Origin of the sequence: Pantoea sp. Morm (genome assembly GCF_016643525.1) — a bacterium.
GTDB classification, from domain to species: Bacteria; Pseudomonadota; Gammaproteobacteria; order Enterobacterales; family Enterobacteriaceae; genus Pantoea; species Pantoea dispersa.
Map to the genome: position 1 here is coordinate 52994 of NZ_VOQX01000011.1, position 19059 is coordinate 72052.

Consider the following 19059-nt stretch of genomic DNA (forward strand, 5'->3'; position numbering starts at 1 on the left):
TCGGCTGACGGTGTTGTTTTTGACACCCTGTAACACCGCGAGGTTTCTATAGTGTCACGTACAATTATGCTTATTCCTACCGGCACCAGCGTCGGCCTGACCAGCGTCAGCCTTGGCGTGATTCGTGCCATGGAGCGCAAAGGCGTGCGCCTGAGCGTGTTCAAACCGATCGCCCAGCCGCGCGCTGGCGGCGATGCGCCAGACCAGACCACCACCATCATTCGCAAAAACTCCGCGATTCCGGCCGCGGTTCCGCTGCCGATGTCCCGCGTTGAGTCGCTGCTGGGTTCTAACCAGCAGGATGTGCTGATGGAAGAGATCATCGCCAACTACCACGCCAACGCCAAAGATGCGGAAGTGGTGCTGGTGGAAGGCCTGGTTCCGACGCGCAAACATCAGTTTGCCTCGGCGCTGAACTATGAAATTGCCAAAACGCTGAACGCGGAGATCGTCTTCGTCATGTCGCTGGGTAACGACTCACCGGCACAGCTGAAAGAGCGCATCGAACTGACGCAGAGCAGCTTCGGCGGCAGCAAAAACAAAAACATCACCGGCGTCATCATCAACAAACTCAACGCGCCAGTGGATGAGCAGGGCCGTACCCGTCCGGATCTGTCAGAAATTTTCGACGACTCCTCGAAAGCCAGCATCGCCAACATCGATCCTAAGCAACTGTTCGCCAACAGCCCGCTGCCGGTGCTGGGCTGCGTGCCGTGGAGCTTTGATCTGATCGCGACGCGCGCCATTGATATGTGCCGCCATCTCAACGCGGAGATCATCAACGAAGGTGAAATCCACACGCGTCGCGTCAAATCCGTCACCTTCTGCGCGCGCAGCATCCCGCATATGCTGGAGCACTTCCGTCCGGGCTCGCTGCTGGTGACCTCAGCCGACCGTCCTGACGTGCTGGTGGCGGCCTGTCTGGCGGCGATGAACGGCATCGAAATTGGTGCAGTGCTGCTGACCGGTGGCTATCAGATTGAAGCGCCGATCGCCCGTCTGTGCGAACGCGCCTTCCAGACCGGCCTGCCGGTGTTCATGGTAAAAACCAACACCTGGCAAACCTCGCTCAGCCTGCAGAGCTTTAACCTGGAAGTGCCGGCTGACGACACGCAGCGCATTGAAAAAGTGCAGGAGTACGTGGCCGGCTTTATTAATGCTGACTGGGTTGAATCGCTGACCGCCACATCCGAACGCAGCCGTCGTCTGTCACCGCCGGCATTTCGCTATCAGCTCACCGAACTGGCGCGTAAAGCCGGCAAGCGCATCGTCCTGCCGGAAGGCGACGAACCGCGTACCGTTAAAGCGGCAGCGATTTGTGCCGAGCGCGGCATCGCCACCTGTGTGCTGCTGGGCAATCCGGATGAGATTCAGCGCGTGGCCGCAGCGCAGGGCGTTGAGCTCGGCAAAGGCATTGAAATTGTCGATCCGCAGGTGGTGCGTGACAACTACGTGCCGCGCCTGGTTGAGCTGCGTAAGAGCAAAGGCATGACCGAAGTGGTCGCGCAGGAGCAGCTGGAAGATAACGTGGTGCTGGGTACCATGATGCTGGAAAGCGGCGAAGTTGACGGTCTGGTCTCGGGCGCGGTTCACACCACCGCCAACACCATTCGTCCGCCGTTGCAGCTGATCAAAACCGCGCCGAACAGCTCGCTGGTCTCCTCAGTGTTCTTCATGCTGCTGCCAGAACAGGTGCTGGTGTACGGTGACTGCGCCATCAACCCGGATCCTAATCCGGAACAGCTGGCCGAGATCGCGATTCAGTCTGCCGACTCCGCCAAAGCCTTCGGCATCGATCCACGCGTGGCGATGATCTCCTACTCTACCGGTAACTCCGGTGCCGGTAGCGACGTGGAGAAAGTACGTGAAGCAACGCGCATTGCGCAGGAAAAACGCCCGGATCTGGTGATTGATGGCCCGCTGCAGTACGACGCCGCAATCATGGAAGACGTCGCCAAGTCTAAAGCACCGAACTCAGCGGTGGCCGGACGTGCGACGGTATTCATCTTCCCGGATCTCAACACCGGTAACACCACTTACAAAGCGGTGCAGCGTTCTGCCGACCTGATCTCCATCGGGCCGATGCTGCAGGGCATGCGCAAACCGGTTAACGACCTGTCACGCGGTGCGCTGGTCGATGATATCGTCTACACCATTGCGCTGACGGCGATTCAGTCGCAGCAGGCTGAAGGCTAATCCCCTTCCCCGCTCCGCATCAGCACGCCCGCCCGGGCGTGCTTTTTTTTATCCTGCGCCACAACCCTGCCCGTATAAACGCACTGGCAAAATCCCGTCTGCGCGCTAACACTGATTACACTCTCCCGCGACTTACGAGGTCAGCAATGAGCAACAGTGATGTGCACAGCCGTCGGTTACAGGCCACGCCGCGAGGCGTGGGCGTGATGTGTGATTTCTTTGCGGCGAAAGCCGAAAACGCCACGCTGTGGGACCAGCAGGGGCGGGAATATATTGATTTCGCCGCCGGCATTGCGGTGCTCAATACCGGACACCGGCATCCCAAAGTGCTGGCGGCGGTACAGCAGCAGCTGACGTGCTTCACTCATACCGCGTTTCAAATCGTGCCGTATGAGAACTACATTCACCTTGCGGAGCGTCTGAATGCGCTGGTGCCGATTGAAGGCGCCGTGAAAACCACTTTCTTCTCTACCGGCGCCGAGGCGGTTGAGAACGCGGTGAAAATCGCGCGCGCAGCCACCGGCCGCCCGGGGATAATCGCCTTCAGCGGCGCGTTCCACGGTCGCACCAATATGACCATGGCGCTGACCGGCAAAGTGCTGCCTTACAAAACCGGCTTCGGTCCGTTTGCCAGCCCGGTGTTTCATGCGCGTTACCCCAATGCGCTGCATAACGTCAGCGTGCACGATGCCCTCGACAGTCTGGAGACGATTTTCCGCAGCGATATCGCGCCACAGCAGGTGGCGGCCATCATCTTTGAACCGGTTCAGGGCGAAGGCGGATTCTATGTCGCGCCGCCAGAGTTTGTGACGGCGCTGCGCCAGCTGTGCGATCGCCACGGCATCCTGCTGATCGCCGATGAAGTACAGAGCGGTTTTGCGCGCACCGGCAGGCTGTTTGCCAGCGAATATTATGAGGTGCAGCCGGATCTGATCACACTAGCGAAAAGTCTGGCAGGCGGGTTTCCGCTGTCGGCGGTGAGCGGCCGGGCCGCGGTGATGGATGCACCGGAGCCGGGCGGTCTGGGCGGCACTTATGCTGGCCATCCGCCAGCAATTGCCGCCGCGCATGCGGTGCTGGATATTATCAGTGAAGAAAACCTGTGCGCGCGTGCGCAATGGCTCGGTACGCAGCTGGCGGAAGCGTTGAATGGCGCCGGATGCCGTGCGCTGGCCGAGGTGCGCGGCTATGGCTCGATGATGGCGGCGGAGTTTCATGACGCCAGCGGCCGACCCTCAGCGGAGATCGCCAAAGCGATTCAGCAGCAGGCGCTGGCCGAAGGATTGATCCTGCTGACCTGCGGCGTGCACAGCAACGTGATCCGCTTTCTTTATCCGCTAACCATTCCGGACGCCCAGTTCAGTACGGCGCTGAACATTCTCACCCGCATTCTCAGCCAGCATTAAACACAAAAGGCACCCTTAGGGTGCCTTGCTGCGGAAGCGCAGGAATCAGGCTTCGCTGCTTTGCTTACTGCGCACCGCGTCACTGTTGCGGCTCAGCCACAGCGACAGGGCTTTGAGTGAATCATCGGTGAATTCATCACAGCGGGCGGTGATCTCTTCCGGCGTCATCCAGAACACTTCATCCACTTCCTCTTCCTGCATGGCAAACGGACCGTGCGACACGCAGCTGAACAGCCCACCCCATACGCGGCAGTGCTGATCTTCAAAGTAGAATTTGCCGTGCTCGGCGAACGGAACATCGGCGATGCCGAGCTCCTCTTCCGCTTCACGACGGGCGGATTCCAGCAGGTCTTCACCGCTTTGCACCACGCCGCCCGCAGTGGCATCCAGCATACCCGGCATGAAATCTTTGCTCTCGGTACGGCGTTGCACCAGAATCTTGCCCATGCCGTCGTGCACCACAATATAGGTAGCGCGATGGCGCAGACATTGCGCACGCATCTGCGCACGGCTGGCCTGCGCAATCACTTCGTTTTCTTCGCTAACGATATCCACCCACTCGATACCGTCACCTGCCGTTTGATCCACCATCCGGTAACCCTTTCTCTGTTTTCGGCGTGCCCAGCACGCGCCTGTTTGCGATGCTTTATTAGAATGAGCGCTAAGGTAAAGCGTTCTTTTCGTCGCCGCAAGGTTTTAGCGTGCTTTACCCGACTCGGCCAGCCACAGCTGCACCGAGGCGCGCTGCCACTGGAATTCTGCATAGTGCTGCAGCTTCACCGGCAGCGGATCGCCGTGCAGCGCCAGCCGGTTAATCATCACCGCCAGGTCGGTGTCGGCAATCGACCACTCGCCAAACAGATTCTGTTGGCCGTCCGGCAGCAACCGCTGCACCGCGGCAATCAGTTTACTGGCGGCCTGTTCGCCAGCGGGCGTGAGCGGAGCAAAGCGTTCAGCAGCAAACAGCACTTCGGTAGGTCGCTCCGTGCGCAGCGCCAGTAAATCGCTGCGCAGCCACGCCTGCACTTCGCGCGCGTGGGCACGTTTTTCGCGATCGCGCGGATAGAGGCGCTCAAACTCCGGCGCCGGAAAACGCTCTTCGAGGTATTCGGCGATGGCCGAGGATTCATTCAGGCTGACATCATCAATTTGCAGCGTGGGCACACGGCAGGTCAGCGACAGGCCGCGGTATTCCTCGTCAAGCTGTGCATTGCGCGACAGGTCAACGCGCCTGACCGTAAAGGGAATGCCCTTCTCGGTAAGCGCAACATAAACTGACATGGCATACGGGCTAAAAAAACAGGAATCGGACCACAACGTAATGGCGGGATAGTTCATCAGCTGCCTCGGCTAAGCGTCAGGTGTGCATCATGTTTACCGATTTTTGCCGGCTAAGGCAATGGCGGGCTGGTCCGATGTTTTGCCGCAGGACCACGGCAAACTGGCGGTTTTTCATCATAAGCGTAAGCGCTGTCACGCCGCAGCGGCACTTCTCTTCTATGCTCAATTCAGAGCAGATAATTAATGACAGGGAGACTAAACATGCACCTGCTTATTACCGGTGGTACCGGCTTGATAGGTCGCCATTTAATTCCGCGCCTGCTGCAGCTGGGCCATCAGGTGAATGTGGTAACGCGTGACGTGGCGGCTGCGCGGGAAAAACTCGATGCGCGCGTGATGCTGTGGTCGGGCATTAACCAGCAGTCCGATCTCAATGCTATTGACGGCGTCATCAATCTGGCGGGAGAACCGATTGCCGACAAGCGCTGGACCGAGCAGCAGAAGCAGCGCCTGTGCGAAAGCCGCTGGCAAATCACTGAACAGATCGTCTCGCTGATCCACGCCAGCAGCAATCCGCCGCGCCTGTTGATTTCCGGCTCGGCCACCGGCTTTTATGGTGATACCGGCGATGTGGTGGTGACCGAGGACGATCCGGGCCACGAGGAGTTTACCCACACCCTGTGCGCCCGCTGGGAGCAGCTGGCGCTGAAGGCGCAAAGCGAGCGCACCCGCGTGTGCCTGCTGCGCACCGGCGTGGTGCTGGCGCGCGAAGGTGGCGCGCTGAGCAAAATGAAGCTGCCGTTCAAACTTGGCGTCGGCGGACCGATTGGCAGCGGCAAACAGTACCTGCCGTGGATCCACGTGGACGATCTGGTCAACGCCATCCTGTGGTTGATCGATAACGATCAGTTGCAGGGCCCGTTCAACATGGTGGCGCCTTACGCGGTGCGCAACGAGCAGTTCGCCGCCACGCTGGGCCAGGTGATGCACCGTCCGGCCTTTATGCGCACCCCGGCGAGCGCCATCAAACTGATGATGGGAGAATCCGCCGTGCTGGTGCTGGGCGGGCAGCACGTGCTGCCGAAGCGGCTGGAGGAGTCCGGCTTTGGTTTCCGCTGGTACGATTTGCAGGAAGCGCTGCAGGATGTCGCCGGCTGACGCACCTCCGCTCAGGCTTACCGCGGCGCCACGGCGGGCGTGAGGCAAAGCTGCTGCAGAAAACGCGCCGTCAACGGTCGGGTATCCTGCCTGCGCCAGACGGCATACAGCACGATCTCCAGCGCCAGATCGGGTAGCGGCATCAGCACAACGTTATCCGGTACGATGCGCGCCAGGCTGTGCTGGATCAGGGTGAAACCCAGCCCGGCTTCGACACAGGCAAGCGCGGCCAGCGGACCATTCACTTCAAAACGAATATCCGGCTGGAAGCCGGCGCGCTGGCAGGCTGCCAGCAATCGCGCCCGCGCGGCAGGGTTGAGATTTTCCTGGTCGGCAATCCACGCCCGACCGTGCAAATCAGCCGCCACAGGTGCGGTCAGCGCACTGGATGCTGGCATCGCCAGCAGCACCGGCTCGGTCGCGATCTTCTTATGCACAAAATCCGCGTCGTCGTGCGGCAGCGTATGCACAATGGCAATATCGATCGCCCCCGCCTCTAACCGGGCAATTTGCTGTGCGGAACGTAACGCATGCAGCCGGACATCAATGCCCGCCCCCGGTGCCAGCCGCGCCAGTGCCGCGGGCAGCAGGCGCGAGTGAATAGCCGCCTCCACATATCCTATATCCAGCCGCCCGACGTCACCCTGCTGCAGATGCTGCGCATACTCTTTTAACCGTTCGTGATGCTGCAAAAAGGGCGTCACCTCGGTGAGAAAGCGCTTACCCTCATCCGTCAGGCGCAGGCGTTTCTTTTCACGGTGAAACAGCACCATGCCCAGTTCGCTTTCCAGCTGCTGAATTTGCCGGCTAAGCGGTGACGGCGAAATATGTAACCGTTCCGCAGCCTGACCAATATGCTCCAGCGCCGCGACAGTAGCAAAGGCGCGCAAAATTTTTATGTCCATGACAATCCGGGTCTCAACTCTGTCAAAAATGACACTGGTCACCTTAACGGTGTTAGCGTCATTATCGCGCTGACAGCCACTGACGCAGCATTATCATCGCGCTAATCCGCCGCGAAAATTGCCGCGTTATTTGTTTAACGTGAACGAGTAAATTAGCGCACTGAGATCATTATGAGCCAGGCAATATTTTCATACACCACCGGGAAATATCAGGTCAGCGCCATCAGCGACGGCACCATGCAAGCCAGTCTGAGTTTATTAACGGATATTCACCACGACGATGCGGTCGATCTGCAACGTCAGGCAGGCATAGCACAGCCGGGCGACATCCATGTGTTTTGTTATCTGATCCACGGTCAGGGACGCGTGATTCTGGTGGATACCGGGATGGGAAAACGCGATGCGCAGAGCGGCAAATTACTGCCTCATCTGCAGCTGGCCGGGGTAACGCCGGACGACATCGATACCCTGTTATTAACCCATGCGCACCCCGATCATATTGGCGGCTTGCTGGACAGCGCGGGTCAGCCGGTCTTTCGCCATGCCCGGCTCTGCCTCAGCCACAGCGAAGCCGCCTTCTGGCAGGATGATGCGGCGATCAGCCAGCTGAGTGAACGCGCGCAGTTAAACGCGGCGCTGGTGCGGCGCACGCTGCAGGCTTATGGCCCGCGGCTGCAGCTAATGGCGGATGAGGAGATCAGCCCGGGAATCCGTGCGCTGGTGTTGCCCGGTCATACCCCGGGGCATTGCGGGTTTCGCATTGATTCAGACGGCGAGCATTTATTGATCTGGGGTGATATTGTGCATTACCCACCTGTTCAGCTGGCCTGCCCGCAGGTTTCCATTGCCTTCGATATCGATCCCGTCATGGCCAGAGAGACGCGCCAGCGTATTTTGCAGCAGGTGGCAGCGGAAAATACGGTGATTGCCGGTATGCATTTTGGCGCGTCTGGCTTTGCCAGAGTCGTGGCGTTAGCGAACGGCGGTTATACGGCCAGCTATATGTCAGCAAGTGACGATGGCGAAGCGAGTGAGCCATGACCGACTAACAGGCGGATTGGCGGTGACAGTACACCTGACCCTCCGCCTGTTATCACTTACGCCTGTTTCGGCTGGCCGTTCGACGCCGTCAGACCGCCATCGACCGGCAGGTTAACGCCGGTGATGTAACGCGCGTCGTCGCTGGCGATGAAAGCAATCGCGCTGGCGATATCTTCCGGTTCACCGGCGCGGCCCAGCGGAATACGGTCATAGAAGCGTGCAAGCAGCGCCTCATCGTTTTTCATCTCTTCGGTGAGATCGGTAAAGGTAAAACCCGGGCATACGGCGTTAACGCGCACGCCGTCCGTGCCATAATCCATCGCCAGCGCGCGGGTGAAATTGGTCACCGCGCCCTTGGCGGCGTTGTAGACACTCATGCCCCAGTCGCCGCCCAGTCCGGATACCGACGAGGTATTCACTACGTTGCCTTTACTGTTGAGCAGCGCGGGCATAAAGAAGTGGGTGCAGTAAAATACACCGTCGAGGTCAGTGCTCATCAGCGACTTCCAGTCCGCTATCGACACTTCGTGAATTTTGCCCTGCACGATGCTGCCGGCGTTATTCACCAGCACATCCACGCGCCCATACTGGCGCTGCACCTGCTCTGCCAGCTGTTTAACCTGATCCGCATCGCCGACGTCGCAGGGTGCCACCAGATGCTTCTCGCCGCTCAGCGTGCTCAGCACCTGTTCCAGCTTGTCGCGGGTTCTGCCCACCAGCACCACCTGAGCGCCTTCACTGGCGAAACGCTGCGCCGCTGCGGCACCAATGCCGGATCCGGCTCCGGTAATCACCACCACTTTATCTGCAAAGCGCGACATATTTCCTCCTGGTTATTTCGTGGTTGAAACGGTTAAGCCTGGCAGCCAGCGCGCTGAGTTCAAGCGAAGCCTGCAGATTTAACGTGGCGCTTAGTTCAGAAAAAAACCGGCGGATTATCAAATAGTGCACTTTTTTGTACGGTTATTGGTCGCCACCACGCAGCCCGTCTACAGTTAACATTCGCCATAAAAATTTACAAAAACTGAAGATTCCGGCCCGTTGTGCCGCCGCGCACGCCGGCCGGTTACGCCTTATCTTGTTACTCTGTCTGGAAGCGATGATGAAAAAACGAGCCAAAACCCTGCCCGGTGTCACACGACGCCAGGTCCTGACCTGGTCGACGCTGGGCGTTGCCGCTGGCGTCACCCGCGCCGCCGATGCTGTCTCCCTCAAGGGCGCTCCCGGCTGGCCCCCCTTCGCCGATAACCCACCAGAACAGTTCCAGGCTCAGGGCTGGCTGTTCTTCACCGATGAAGAAGCGCGCACCGTGGAAGCCATGGTTGACCGCATTATCCCGACGGACGAGCTGAGCGTGGGCGGCAAAGAAGCCGGCTGCGCTGTCTTTATCGACCGCCAGCTGCACGGCTTTTATGGCACCTTCGAACGCCTCTACATGCAGGGCCCGTTTCAGCAAGGCACCACCGAGCAGGGCGACCAGTCGCCGCTGGTGCCGCAGCAGCGCTATCGCCAGGGGCTGGCGGCGCTCAACCGCTACGTGCAGCAAACCTCGCAAAAGAACTTTGTCGATCTGACGCCAGCGCAGCAGGACGCGCTGCTGGCAGACATGGAGGCCGGAAAGGTGCATTTCAGCGGCTTTGATGCGCAGTCGCTGTTTCTTGAGGTGCTGAACAACACCATGGAAGGCTTCTTTGCCGATCCGATCTACGGCGGCAACAAAGACATGGTGTCGTGGAAGATGCTGGGCTTTCCCGGCGCGCGCTACGACTATCGCGAATACATTGAGCGCCATAACGAAAATCTGGGCTTAGAGCCGATCAGCATTGCGCAATGGAAAGCACGGGGATAGATGATGAAGAAATTACCGAAAACCGATGTGGTGGTGATTGGTCTCGGCTGGGCCGGATCGATTATCGCCAATGAACTGGCCGACGAAGGCCTGGAAGTGATCGGCATTGAGCGCGGCCCATGGCGCGATACCGCGCGCGACTTCAATATTGGCACCGTCACCGACGAGCTGCGCTACGTGATGCGCGAAGAGCTGATGCTGCGTACGCGGCAGAACACCTGCACCATGCGCAACAATCCGTCGCAAACCGCCCTGCCGATGCGCACCTGGGGCTCGTTCCATCCGGGCAACGGCACCGGCGGCGCGGGCAATCACTGGGCTGGCATTACCTTTCGCTTTCAGCCGGAAGAGTTTCGCCTGAAAAGCCACCTGACCGAACGCTACGGTGCCAGTGCCATTCCGGATGAGCTGGTGCTGCAGGACTGGGGCACCAGTTGGGAAGAGATGGAGCCGCACTACATGAAGTTTGAGCGCGTGGCCGGCACCTCGGGTTACGCCGGCAATATTCAGGGAGAGAAACGGGCGGGCGGCAATCCGTTCGAAGGTGCCCGTTCGGCCGACTATCCGACGCCGCCGCTGCGCCAGCCCTATGGTCCGACGCTGTTTGCCGAAGCAGCAAAAAATCTCGGCTACCAGCCGTTTCCGGTGCCCTCCTCGCTGGTTTCCGAGGCGTACACCAATCCCTACGGCGTCACCATGGGCCCCTGCACCTTCTGCGGCTTCTGCACCAACTACGGCTGCGCCAACTACTCGAAAGCCAGCGCCATCACCACTGTGCTGCCGGCGCTGATGCGCAAAGAGAACTTTACCGCGTATACCAACTGCGAAGTGCTGGAAGTGCTGACCGATGCCAGCGGCAAACAGGCCACCGGCGTCACCTACATCGACTCCTCCGGCGATAGGTGGGAACAGCCGGCTGATCTGGTGATCGTCGCCGCCTTTACCTTTGAAAACGTGCGCCTGATGCTGCTCTCCGGCATTGGCCAGGCCTATGATCCGGTCACCAACAAAGGCACCACCGGCCGCAATTACGCCTATCAGACCGCCAACGGCGTCACGCTGTTTTTCGACAACAAAAACTTTAACCCGTTTATCGGTGCCGGCGCGGTGGGCATGGGCATTGATGAATTCAATAACGATAATTTTGACCACAGCGGTCTGGGCTTCTTCGGCGGCGGCAGCATCCGCGTGACGCCCATCGGCTCGGCACCGATTGGCTACCGGCCGCTGCCGCCCAACACGCCCAAATGGGGCTCGAAGTGGAAGCGCGCACTGAAAGACAACTATCTCAGCACCATGTCGATTGGCTGCGAGGCCAGCAGCTACACCACGCGCACTAACTATCTGTCGCTCGATCCCAACTACAAAGATCCGCACGGCCGGCCGCTGCTGCGCATCACTTTCGACTTTGCGGCGAACGATCTGAAAATGGCGCAGTACTGCACGGGTAAAGTGGCGGAAATCGCTAAATCGATGAACCCGCGCGAGATGATTGTCAAACCGATGACCGGCCACTGGAGCAGCGTGCCGTATCAGTCGTCGCACGTGGTTGGCGGCTTTATCATGGGCAGCGATCCCTCAACCAGCTCGGTCAATAAACATCTGCAGGTGTGGGATGTACCGAACCTGTTCGTGGTGGGCGCGTCAGCCTTTCCGCAAAACCCGGGCTATAACCCGACCGGCACCGTCGGCGCGCTGGCATTCAAAGCGGCGCATGCGATTCGTCACTACTATCTGCAACGTCCCGGGGAGATGATTACCGCATGAAAACACGCCTCTCTCTGTGCGCTGCCGCGCTGCTGCTTACCAGCTTTGTGTCTCACGCCCAGCCGGAATACGATCAGTACGCGCGCGGCAGCTATATCGCCACGCTGGCGGACTGCACCGCCTGCCACACCGCCGATCCGCAGCAGCCGTTTGCCGGGGGCGTCAGATTGCAGACGCCGTTTGGTACGCTGGTCGGCGCTAACATCACGCCGGACCGCGAAACCGGCATCGGCAACTGGCGCTATGAAGATTTCCGCCGCGCCATGACCGAGGGCATCGGCCACGGCGGCAAGCGGCTGTACGGCGCGATGCCGTTCACCGCCTACACCAAAATGTCGGATAAGGATCTGCAGGATTTGTGGGCATGGATGCAGACGCTGCAGCCGATACACAACCCGGTCGAGACCAATCAGCTGCCCTTCCCTTTCAACATCCGCACCAGCCTGATGGTGTGGAACTGGATCAACTTTGACCAGGGCGCGTTCCAGCCGGACGCCCGTCAATCCGCCCAGTGGAATCGCGGTGCGTATCTGGTGCAGGGCGCGGGCCACTGCGGCACCTGCCATACGCCGAAAAATCTGCTCGGCGGCGATAAAAACGGCGCGTTCCTGCGTGGCGAAGTGGTTGAAGGCTGGATGGCGCCGGACATCACCGCGAACCCGCACAGCGGGCTGGGCAAATGGAGCCAGCAGGATATCGTCAGCTACCTGCGTACCGGCGTGAACCGTTTCGATATCGCTTCCGGTCCGATGGCCGACGCGGTGCGTCACTCCACGCAGCACTGGCGCGATGAAGATCTGCAGGCGGTGGCGGTGTACCTGAAAAGCGGGGAATCGCGTGATGAGCAAGTGCCCGCCGCACTTGCCGCGACGGACGATCGCATGAAGCTGGGCGCGCAAATCTATGCGGCGAAGTGTTCAGCCTGCCACAGCCCGGGCGGCCGCGGTGAGAAGAATATCTTCCCGCAGCTGGCGGACAATCCGTTGCTCAATCAGGAGGATGCCACCTCGCTAATTCGGGTGGTCGCCGCCGGTAGTCGCGGAGTCGATACTGATGCCCGCCCCACGGCACCGGCAATGCCGGCCTTTGCCGGCACGCTGGGTGATGAGGAGATCGCCGCGGTGGTGAGCTACATCCGCAACAGCTGGGGTAATGCCGCCGCACCGGTCAGCGCTGACGACGTGAAGAAAGTGAAACAGAAGCTGGAATAGCGCCGTGTCAGCACCGGCAGCGGCGGCTGCCGGTGCGACAGGCTCAGCTTTAGCTGCGCTGCTGCACCACCGACGACTTCACCGCTGACGCTTCCCGCGTGTGTCCCGGCTGCGGCACGCGGATAATAAAGGTCAGCACACCGGCGAACAGGTAGAGCGCGGTATAGGCCCACACCACCCCGACGATATCGAAGAACGGCAGCAGCAGTGAAGCAATCGCCGGGGCAACAAAGTTACTCAGCCCGGCCGACAGATTGTAAATCGATACCGCTGCGCCCTTATGATGCGGTTCCAGCGTCGGGAACACCGCGGTCATCGGCACAAAGGCAGCGACAAAGATCCCCAGCATAATCGCCGGAATCAGCGCCACCCAGAAGTTATGCCCGGCATACAGCGGCAGGTAGTAAAACGCCAGGCTGGAGATCGCCATACCGAGACAGCCGAACCAGCGCACCTGACGGATCCAGCCCAGCTTCTCACCGGTAATGCCCCAGAAAATATTGGTAAAGATGGTGACGAAGAAGAACACCGCCCAAATCTGCAGCCATTCGGAGATGGTAAAGCCGAGCCGATCGACAAACAGCAGCGGCATGATGATGGCAAATCCGAACAGCGACAGCGTATTGATGATGCGGATCAGGCAGGCATAAAACACATGCTGGTTGGTGAACAGAATGGTTACGGCACGCGACATCTCCGTCATCTTATCGCGCAGCGGCAGATTAACGCGGGAACGATCCACCGGCACGTTGCGCAGGCTGAAGTAGGCCAGCACGCCGCCGCACGCCACCCAGACAATCGCCAGCCATAAGGTGCCGGTTTCGCCCAGCATCGGGATGGTCAGGCTCGGCAGATAGCTGCCCACCACGCCAATCCCCACGGAATACATCGCCCAGAACCAGCCGGTGGCAGCGGCCAGCTTGTCACGCGGCAGCACCTGCACCAGCATCATCATGAACGAGTAGATAAACAGCGGATAGGCCAGGCCGCGAATGCCATAGAACAGCACCATCAGCGGATAGTTACGCAGTCCGAGCCCCAGCGACATAAACAGCGCATGCATGACGATCCACAGCACAAAGCCAATCATCATGGCGCGCTGCGGCGTAATCAGCTCCGCCACCACGCCGGAGGCCCACGCCGCCAGCGCGGCGGCCAGACCATAAAACGTAAACACCACCGCCGACTGGGCCGGCGAAAAGCCCATGTCAGTGATGTGGCGCGACAGGAACGCCATTTCGAAGCCGTCGCCGGCCATGAAAATGGCGATGGCCATAAAGCCCCAGAACATCTTTTTCGGTAAGCCAAACCAGTATGCGTTCGATTGCATGACAATCTTCCTTCCGTTCGCTAATCCGATCAGGCAGGCAGCAACGCGCGCGCCTGCTGTTGTTGTACATAGAGTTCACGGAACAGGCGCAGCCGCTGCTGCAGCACGGCCCCGCGCGCCGCATCGGGCTGATAGCGCGCCTGCACCGGCGGCTTCAGGCACACGTCGGCTTCACTGCCGCCGTCGGCCAGCCACGCCAGTCGCGCCGCACCCAGCGCGCCGGAGGCGCTGGCCGGATGGGTCACTATCGGCAGCTGCAGCACGTCGGCGATCAGCTGCGCCCACAGCGTGCTGCGCGCACCGCCGCCGGTCAGGCTGCACTGCTGAATCTGCTGCTGCGTATCGCCCAGCACTGCCAGGCCATCCGCCAGGCCAAACGTCACGCCCTCAATCACCGCATAGCCGAGCAGCGCGCGCGGCGTTTCGTGGCGTAAATGGAAAAATGCCCCGGTCGCCTGCGGATCATTGTGCGGCGTGCGTTCACCAGAGAGATACGGCAGAAACAGCGGTGCCTGACGCAGCTGTTCCGCGCTGAGCTGTGCCATCTCGTCCATCAGCTGGCTTTCGGTGACCGACAGCAGATTGCACAGCCAGCGCAGACAGCTGGCGGCGCTGAGCATCACGCTCATCTGGTGCCAGCGTCCCGGCAGCGCATGGCAGAAAGCGTGCACGCCGGATTGCGGATCGGCACGCAGCCGATCGTTAACCACAAAAATCACGCCTGACGTGCCGAGCGAGATAAAGGCATCGCCCGCATTAACCGCACCGACGCCCACCGCCGACGCGGCATTATCACCGCCGCCGCCGGCCACGCTCACCGTGGCGGCTAAGCCCCATTCGCTGGCCAGATCGGCGCGCAGCGTGGCGCTGACCGCGCTGCCCTCAACCAGTTCGGGCATCTGTGCGCGCGTCAGCCCGCTAATTGCCAGCAGTGCGTCAGACCAGTCGCGCTGCGCCACGTCGAGCCACAGCGTACCGGCGGCGTCCGACGGCTCGCTGACAAAGCGCCCGGTCAGACGCCAGCGCAGGTAATCCTTGGGCAGCAACACCTTGTCGATGCGGCGGAAGATTTCGGGCTCATGTTCCGCCACCCAGTGCAGTTTCGGCGCGGTAAAGCCGGGCATAATCAGGTTGGCGGCGATTTCCATCATCTGCGGATGCTGCTGGCGCAGCGCATCACACTGCGCCGCGCTGCGCGTGTCGTTCCACAATATGCACGGCCGCAGCACCTCACCGGCGGCATCCAGCAGCACGGCGCCGTGCATCTGACCGGAGAGACCGATGGCGCGAATCGCGGCCCACGCGTCCGGTGCCTGCTGGCGCAGCCCGGCGATCGCCTGACCACAGGCCTGCCACCAGCGCTCGGGATCCTGCTCCGCCCAGTGCGGATGCGGGCGCTGCACGCTGAGCGTGGCGTGATTCGACGCCATAATCTCGCCCTGCGGGTTAACGATCAGCGCTTTGAGTTCTGAGGTGCCAATATCAATGCCGAGATACATGCTGTGCGCTCCTTACACCGTCGCCGGCTGCAGCAGCTGCTGCTCTATGGCGTCTACGCTGCGCGTCACCAGCGCATGAAAAGCACGGTCATCGGCCAGTTCGGCAAACAGCGCGCGGTCGCTGAGGAAGGTTTGTAGCGCATTCTCGCCGCTCAGCTGCTGGCGCAGCGCGTCAGCATTGAGCACGCCATCCTGATACGCATACGGCAGCTGGTTACTGGCCCAGCGTTGCAGGAACAGGTAGAACAGCGCTGGCAGCACGGCGGTAGCGGTCGGTTCTGCGCCGCGCTGATAGCATTCGCGCAGCGTCGGCGTCACCATGCCGGGAATCTTCGACAGTCCATCGGCACCAACGCGCTGGTTGGTGTCTTTGATGTAGGGATTGCTAAAGCGCGCCAGCACCACATCGCGGTAATCCGCCAGATCGAGCGGGCTGGGCGACAGTGACGGGATCACGTCCTGCGTGATGTAGTCGTACGCCAGCTGATAGATCGCGGGCTGACGCGTGCTGTCATCAATGTAGTCATGGCCGGTGAGCGTGCCGGCCCAGGCAATCGCTGCGTGCGTGGCATTGAGAATGCGGATTTTCGCCTCTTCCCACGGTAGCACCGACGCCACCAGCTCCACGCCCACCTTTTCCAGCGCCGGGCGTCCGGCGATAAAATCATCCTCAATCACCCACTGGATAAACGATTCCGCCATCACCGCCGCGCCATCGTCTTTGCCGGTGGCCGCTTTGACGCGTTCGGCAACATCCGGCGTGGGGCGCGGCGTGATGCGATCCACCATGGTGTTTGGCGAAGTGGTGTTATCGCGCACCCAGCTGGCCAGCGCACTGTCGCCCTGCGCGGCGAGAAACGCCAGCATGCCGTGACGGAAACGTTCGCCGTTGTGACGCAGGTTGTCGCAGTTGAGCAGCGTGACCGGCGCACCGCCGCTGGCCACGCGCTGGCGCAGAATGCGGGTCAGCGCGCCGTAAATAGTGCGCGCCTCACCATGGAGATCGGCCTGAATATCCGCCTGGCTGAGATCGAGTTCATGCGCCGGCGTCAGGTAATAACCCGCTTCGGTCACGGTAAAACCGATCACTTTTGTCTCAGCGCTGGCGCCCTGCGCCACCAGCGCGCTGATCTCTGCGTCCCACGGCAGAATGGTGCGCAGCGAAGTAATGGTTTCATACGCGCGCTCGCCCTCCGGCGTTACAGTTTCCAGTACGTACTCGCCGTTTTGCGTCTGCAGCTGGTTGAGCAGCGCTACCGCATCGCCGCGGATGTTGCCGAGCGCGATGCTCCAGCTGTCATCGCCCTGCTGGCGCAGCTGGTGCAGATACCACGCCTGATGCGCGCGGTGAAAAGAGCCTGCGCCGATATGCATCCACACTGATTTCGTCGTCATAGTCGCCTCGAAATAAACATTTGCCACAATGGAGGGCATTTGCCCGATGAGGCGTAGCATAGTCGCCGCCGGGGCGATCGTTCTGCGAGATCCATCACATTTAATACTTTTGCTCTTTTTTAGGGCTTTTGCTCAGTTAACGCTTCAGGGGCAAGACGCGATAAACTGGCGCATCGGAGTTTGACGGAACAAGGCGATGAGCAGAGAAGAGAAGAAGCAGGAGCTGGCAGCGCGGGCAGCGTGGATGTATTACGTGGCGGGCGTCACGCAGCAGGAGATTGCGCGCGCGCTGGGCTTATCGCGGCAGGTGGCGCAGCGGCTGGTCTCCAGTGCGCGTGAAATGGGCATGGTCAGCGTGAAGATTGACCATCCGGTCACGCACTGCCTGCATCTGGCGCGCGAGATCGAACAAAAGTTTGGCCTGACGCTGTGCCGCGTGGTGCCGTCAGCCGGGCTGGATGATGAGGCGATTCAGCAAATGCTGGCGGTGGAAGGCGCGGCGGTGATGGCGCAGTTTATCAACGAAGAGACGCCGCAGGTGTTTGGCATCGGTTCCGGCAAAACGCTGCGCTCAATGATTGATGCGCTGCCGTGGGTTGAACGGCCACAGCATCAGTGTGTGTCGATGATCGGCGCGATTGCGCGTGACGATTCCGGTACCCGCTACGACGTACCGCTGAAAATGGCGGAGAAGATGCAGGGCAAATATTTCTTCATTCCGGCGCCGCTGTATGCTGACACGCCGCAGGATAAGACGATGTGGGTGCAGCATCAGGTCTATCAGCGCGTCACCCAGCGTGCGCTACAGGCGAACGTGGCGTTTGTCGGCATTGGCGAAGTGATGCCGGGCTGCCCGCTCAATGCCGAAGGCTTTATCACCGATGCGCAGGTAGAAGCGCTCAACGCGCGCGGCGTGGTGGGTGAAATGCTGGGGCATTTTTTCAATCAGCAGGGAGAGCGGGTATACGGCGAAACCGATGAGCTGCTGACCAGCGTGCTGCTGGAGAGCCAGACGCAGCGCAATATCATCGGCTTTGCCGGCAGCGCGCGCAAATACGCAGCGATTCACGCCGCGCTGCACGGCGGCTGGATCTCCGGGCTGGTAACGGATGAAGATACCGCGCTGAAACTGCTGCATGATTAATTAAATATTTCTGTGATTCGTCACGGCGCGATGTATCGCGCGGGTTTGACCGCCACATCGCCGGGAACGCGCAGTACATTGCGCCGCTACGGTTCAGAAACCTATTTCAACGATCCCTTCAAAAACTGCTGCAGGCGCGGGCTTTTCGGGTTGCCGAACAGTTCGTCTGGCGCGCCCTGCTCTTCGATTTTGCCCTGATGCAGAAAAATCACGTGGTTGGATACGTGACGGGCAAACTCCATCTCGTGCGTCACTACCACCATGGTTTTGCCCTCTTCGGCCAGCTTCTGCATGATGCGCAGCACTTCGCCTACCAGCTCCGGATCGAGCGCTGAGGTCGGTTCGTCAAACAGCAACACTTCCGGCTCCATCGCCAGCGCACGGGCAATCGAGACGCGCTGCTGCTGGCCGCCTGACAGATGCACCGGGTATTTGGCACGCGCGCGCGCATCAATACCGACTTTATCGAGGTATTTAATTGCCCGCTCGCGCGCTTCGGCTTTGCTCAGCCCCAGCACCTGAATCGGTGCTTCGGTGACGTTATCCAGCACCGTCATGTGGCTCCACAGATTAAAGTGCTGGAACACCATGGTCAGCCGGGTACGCAGCGAACGCAGCTGCTCCTTGTTGGCCACTTTCAGCTGGCCATCGGTGTCGCGCACCAGGTTTATCGCCTCGTTGTTAACCGCGATGGTGCCTTCACTCGGCTTTTCGAGGAAGTTGATGCAGCGTAAAAAGGTACTTTTCCCGGAACCGGACGAGCCAATAATGCTGATCACATCGCCGGCGTTGGCCTGCAGCGACACGCCCTTCAGAACTTCATGTTCACCGTAACGCTTATGCAGTTCGGTAACGCTTAATTTATTTTCAGCCATAG

16 protein-coding genes are annotated in these 19059 nt (G+C 60.3%); 8 read left to right on the top strand and 8 right to left on the bottom strand.

What is annotated here, in order from left to right; all coding sequences use genetic code 11:
- Positions 1-51: 51 nt before the first annotated feature.
- The gene (gene pta, locus FT726_RS06250; protein ID WP_176428128.1) at positions 52-2196 is read left to right on the top strand and encodes a phosphate acetyltransferase; all 2145 of its coding nucleotides are present in this window, start codon (positions 52-54) and stop codon (positions 2194-2196) included.
- Between the two features lie 146 nt (positions 2197-2342).
- Positions 2343-3602 (top strand): 4-aminobutyrate--2-oxoglutarate transaminase, encoded by a 1260-nt coding sequence (locus tag FT726_RS06255; protein WP_288422048.1) that lies wholly within the window; start codon positions 2343-2345, stop codon positions 3600-3602.
- Positions 3603-3647: 45 nt separating this feature from the next.
- On the opposite strand, the gene yfcD is transcribed toward FT726_RS06255, so the two are convergent.
- Positions 3648-4193, bottom strand: coding sequence for an NUDIX hydrolase YfcD (gene yfcD / locus FT726_RS06260; protein WP_021509200.1), 546 nt, complete (start codon positions 4191-4193; stop codon positions 3648-3650).
- 105 nt (positions 4194-4298) lie between these two features.
- On the bottom strand, positions 4299-4940 hold the full coding sequence (gene yfcF, locus FT726_RS06265) for a glutathione transferase (RefSeq protein ID WP_058758433.1): 642 nt from the start codon (positions 4938-4940) through the stop codon (positions 4299-4301).
- A gap of 204 nt (positions 4941-5144) precedes the next feature.
- Between yfcF and FT726_RS06270 the strand changes: the two genes are divergently transcribed.
- Complete coding sequence (locus FT726_RS06270; RefSeq protein ID WP_021509198.1) at positions 5145-6041, top strand: TIGR01777 family oxidoreductase; 897 nt, start codon at positions 5145-5147, stop codon at positions 6039-6041.
- Between the two features lie 17 nt (positions 6042-6058).
- On the opposite strand, the gene FT726_RS06275 is transcribed toward FT726_RS06270, so the two are convergent.
- Entirely contained in the window at positions 6059-6946 is an 888-nt protein-coding gene (locus tag FT726_RS06275) for a LysR family transcriptional regulator (protein ID WP_222951810.1), read from the bottom strand.
- Positions 6947-7114: 168 nt separating this feature from the next.
- On the opposite strand from FT726_RS06275, the gene FT726_RS06280 reads away from it, so the two are divergent.
- Positions 7115-7987 (top strand): MBL fold metallo-hydrolase, encoded by an 873-nt coding sequence (locus FT726_RS06280; protein WP_407075052.1) that lies wholly within the window; start codon positions 7115-7117, stop codon positions 7985-7987.
- Positions 7988-8043: 56 nt separating this feature from the next.
- Here the strand turns inward: FT726_RS06280 and FT726_RS06285 are convergent, their stop codons facing one another.
- A complete protein-coding gene (locus FT726_RS06285) occupies positions 8044-8808 on the bottom strand; it encodes an SDR family oxidoreductase (protein ID WP_346302569.1) in 765 nt (254 codons plus the stop codon).
- Between the two features lie 281 nt (positions 8809-9089).
- Between FT726_RS06285 and FT726_RS06290 the strand changes: the two genes are divergently transcribed.
- Genes FT726_RS06290 through FT726_RS06300 form a run of 3 tightly spaced genes read left to right on the top strand, consistent with a single transcriptional unit; the run spans position 9090 to position 12814 of the window.
- Complete coding sequence (locus FT726_RS06290) at positions 9090-9836, top strand: gluconate 2-dehydrogenase subunit 3 family protein (protein ID WP_407075053.1); 747 nt, start codon at positions 9090-9092, stop codon at positions 9834-9836.
- Positions 9837-11603 carry a GMC family oxidoreductase gene (locus tag FT726_RS06295; protein WP_288422056.1) on the top strand — a complete coding sequence of 589 codons (1767 nt, stop codon included), beginning with the start codon at positions 9837-9839 and terminating at the stop codon, positions 11601-11603.
- Positions 11600-12814, top strand: a complete 1215-nt coding sequence (locus FT726_RS06300; protein WP_021509192.1) for a cytochrome c — start codon at positions 11600-11602, stop codon at positions 12812-12814. The genes FT726_RS06295 and FT726_RS06300 overlap by 4 nt, the downstream gene beginning before the upstream one ends.
- A gap of 49 nt (positions 12815-12863) precedes the next feature.
- On the opposite strand, the gene FT726_RS06305 is transcribed toward FT726_RS06300, so the two are convergent.
- From FT726_RS06305 to dalD, 3 genes are read right to left on the bottom strand one after another with little or no spacing between them, the layout of a single operon-like run.
- Positions 12864-14144 carry an MFS transporter gene (locus tag FT726_RS06305; RefSeq protein ID WP_288422057.1) on the bottom strand — a complete coding sequence of 427 codons (1281 nt, stop codon included), beginning with the start codon at positions 14142-14144 and terminating at the stop codon, positions 12864-12866.
- 29 nt (positions 14145-14173) lie between these two features.
- Complete coding sequence (xylB, locus tag FT726_RS06310) at positions 14174-15643, bottom strand: xylulokinase (protein WP_238561767.1); 1470 nt, start codon at positions 15641-15643, stop codon at positions 14174-14176.
- Positions 15644-15655: 12 nt separating this feature from the next.
- Complete coding sequence (dalD, locus tag FT726_RS06315; RefSeq protein ID WP_282996025.1) at positions 15656-17038, bottom strand: D-arabinitol 4-dehydrogenase; 1383 nt, start codon at positions 17036-17038, stop codon at positions 15656-15658.
- A gap of 196 nt (positions 17039-17234) precedes the next feature.
- Here dalD and FT726_RS06320 point away from each other — a divergent pair, with 196 nt between their 5' ends.
- A complete protein-coding gene (locus tag FT726_RS06320) occupies positions 17235-18182 on the top strand; it encodes a sugar-binding transcriptional regulator (protein ID WP_031280034.1) in 948 nt (315 codons plus the stop codon).
- 101 nt (positions 18183-18283) lie between these two features.
- Here the strand turns inward: FT726_RS06320 and hisP are convergent, their stop codons facing one another.
- A complete protein-coding gene (gene hisP / locus FT726_RS06325; RefSeq protein ID WP_058769896.1) occupies positions 18284-19057 on the bottom strand; it encodes a histidine ABC transporter ATP-binding protein HisP in 774 nt (257 codons plus the stop codon).
- Between the last annotated feature and the right edge of the window lie 2 nt (positions 19058-19059).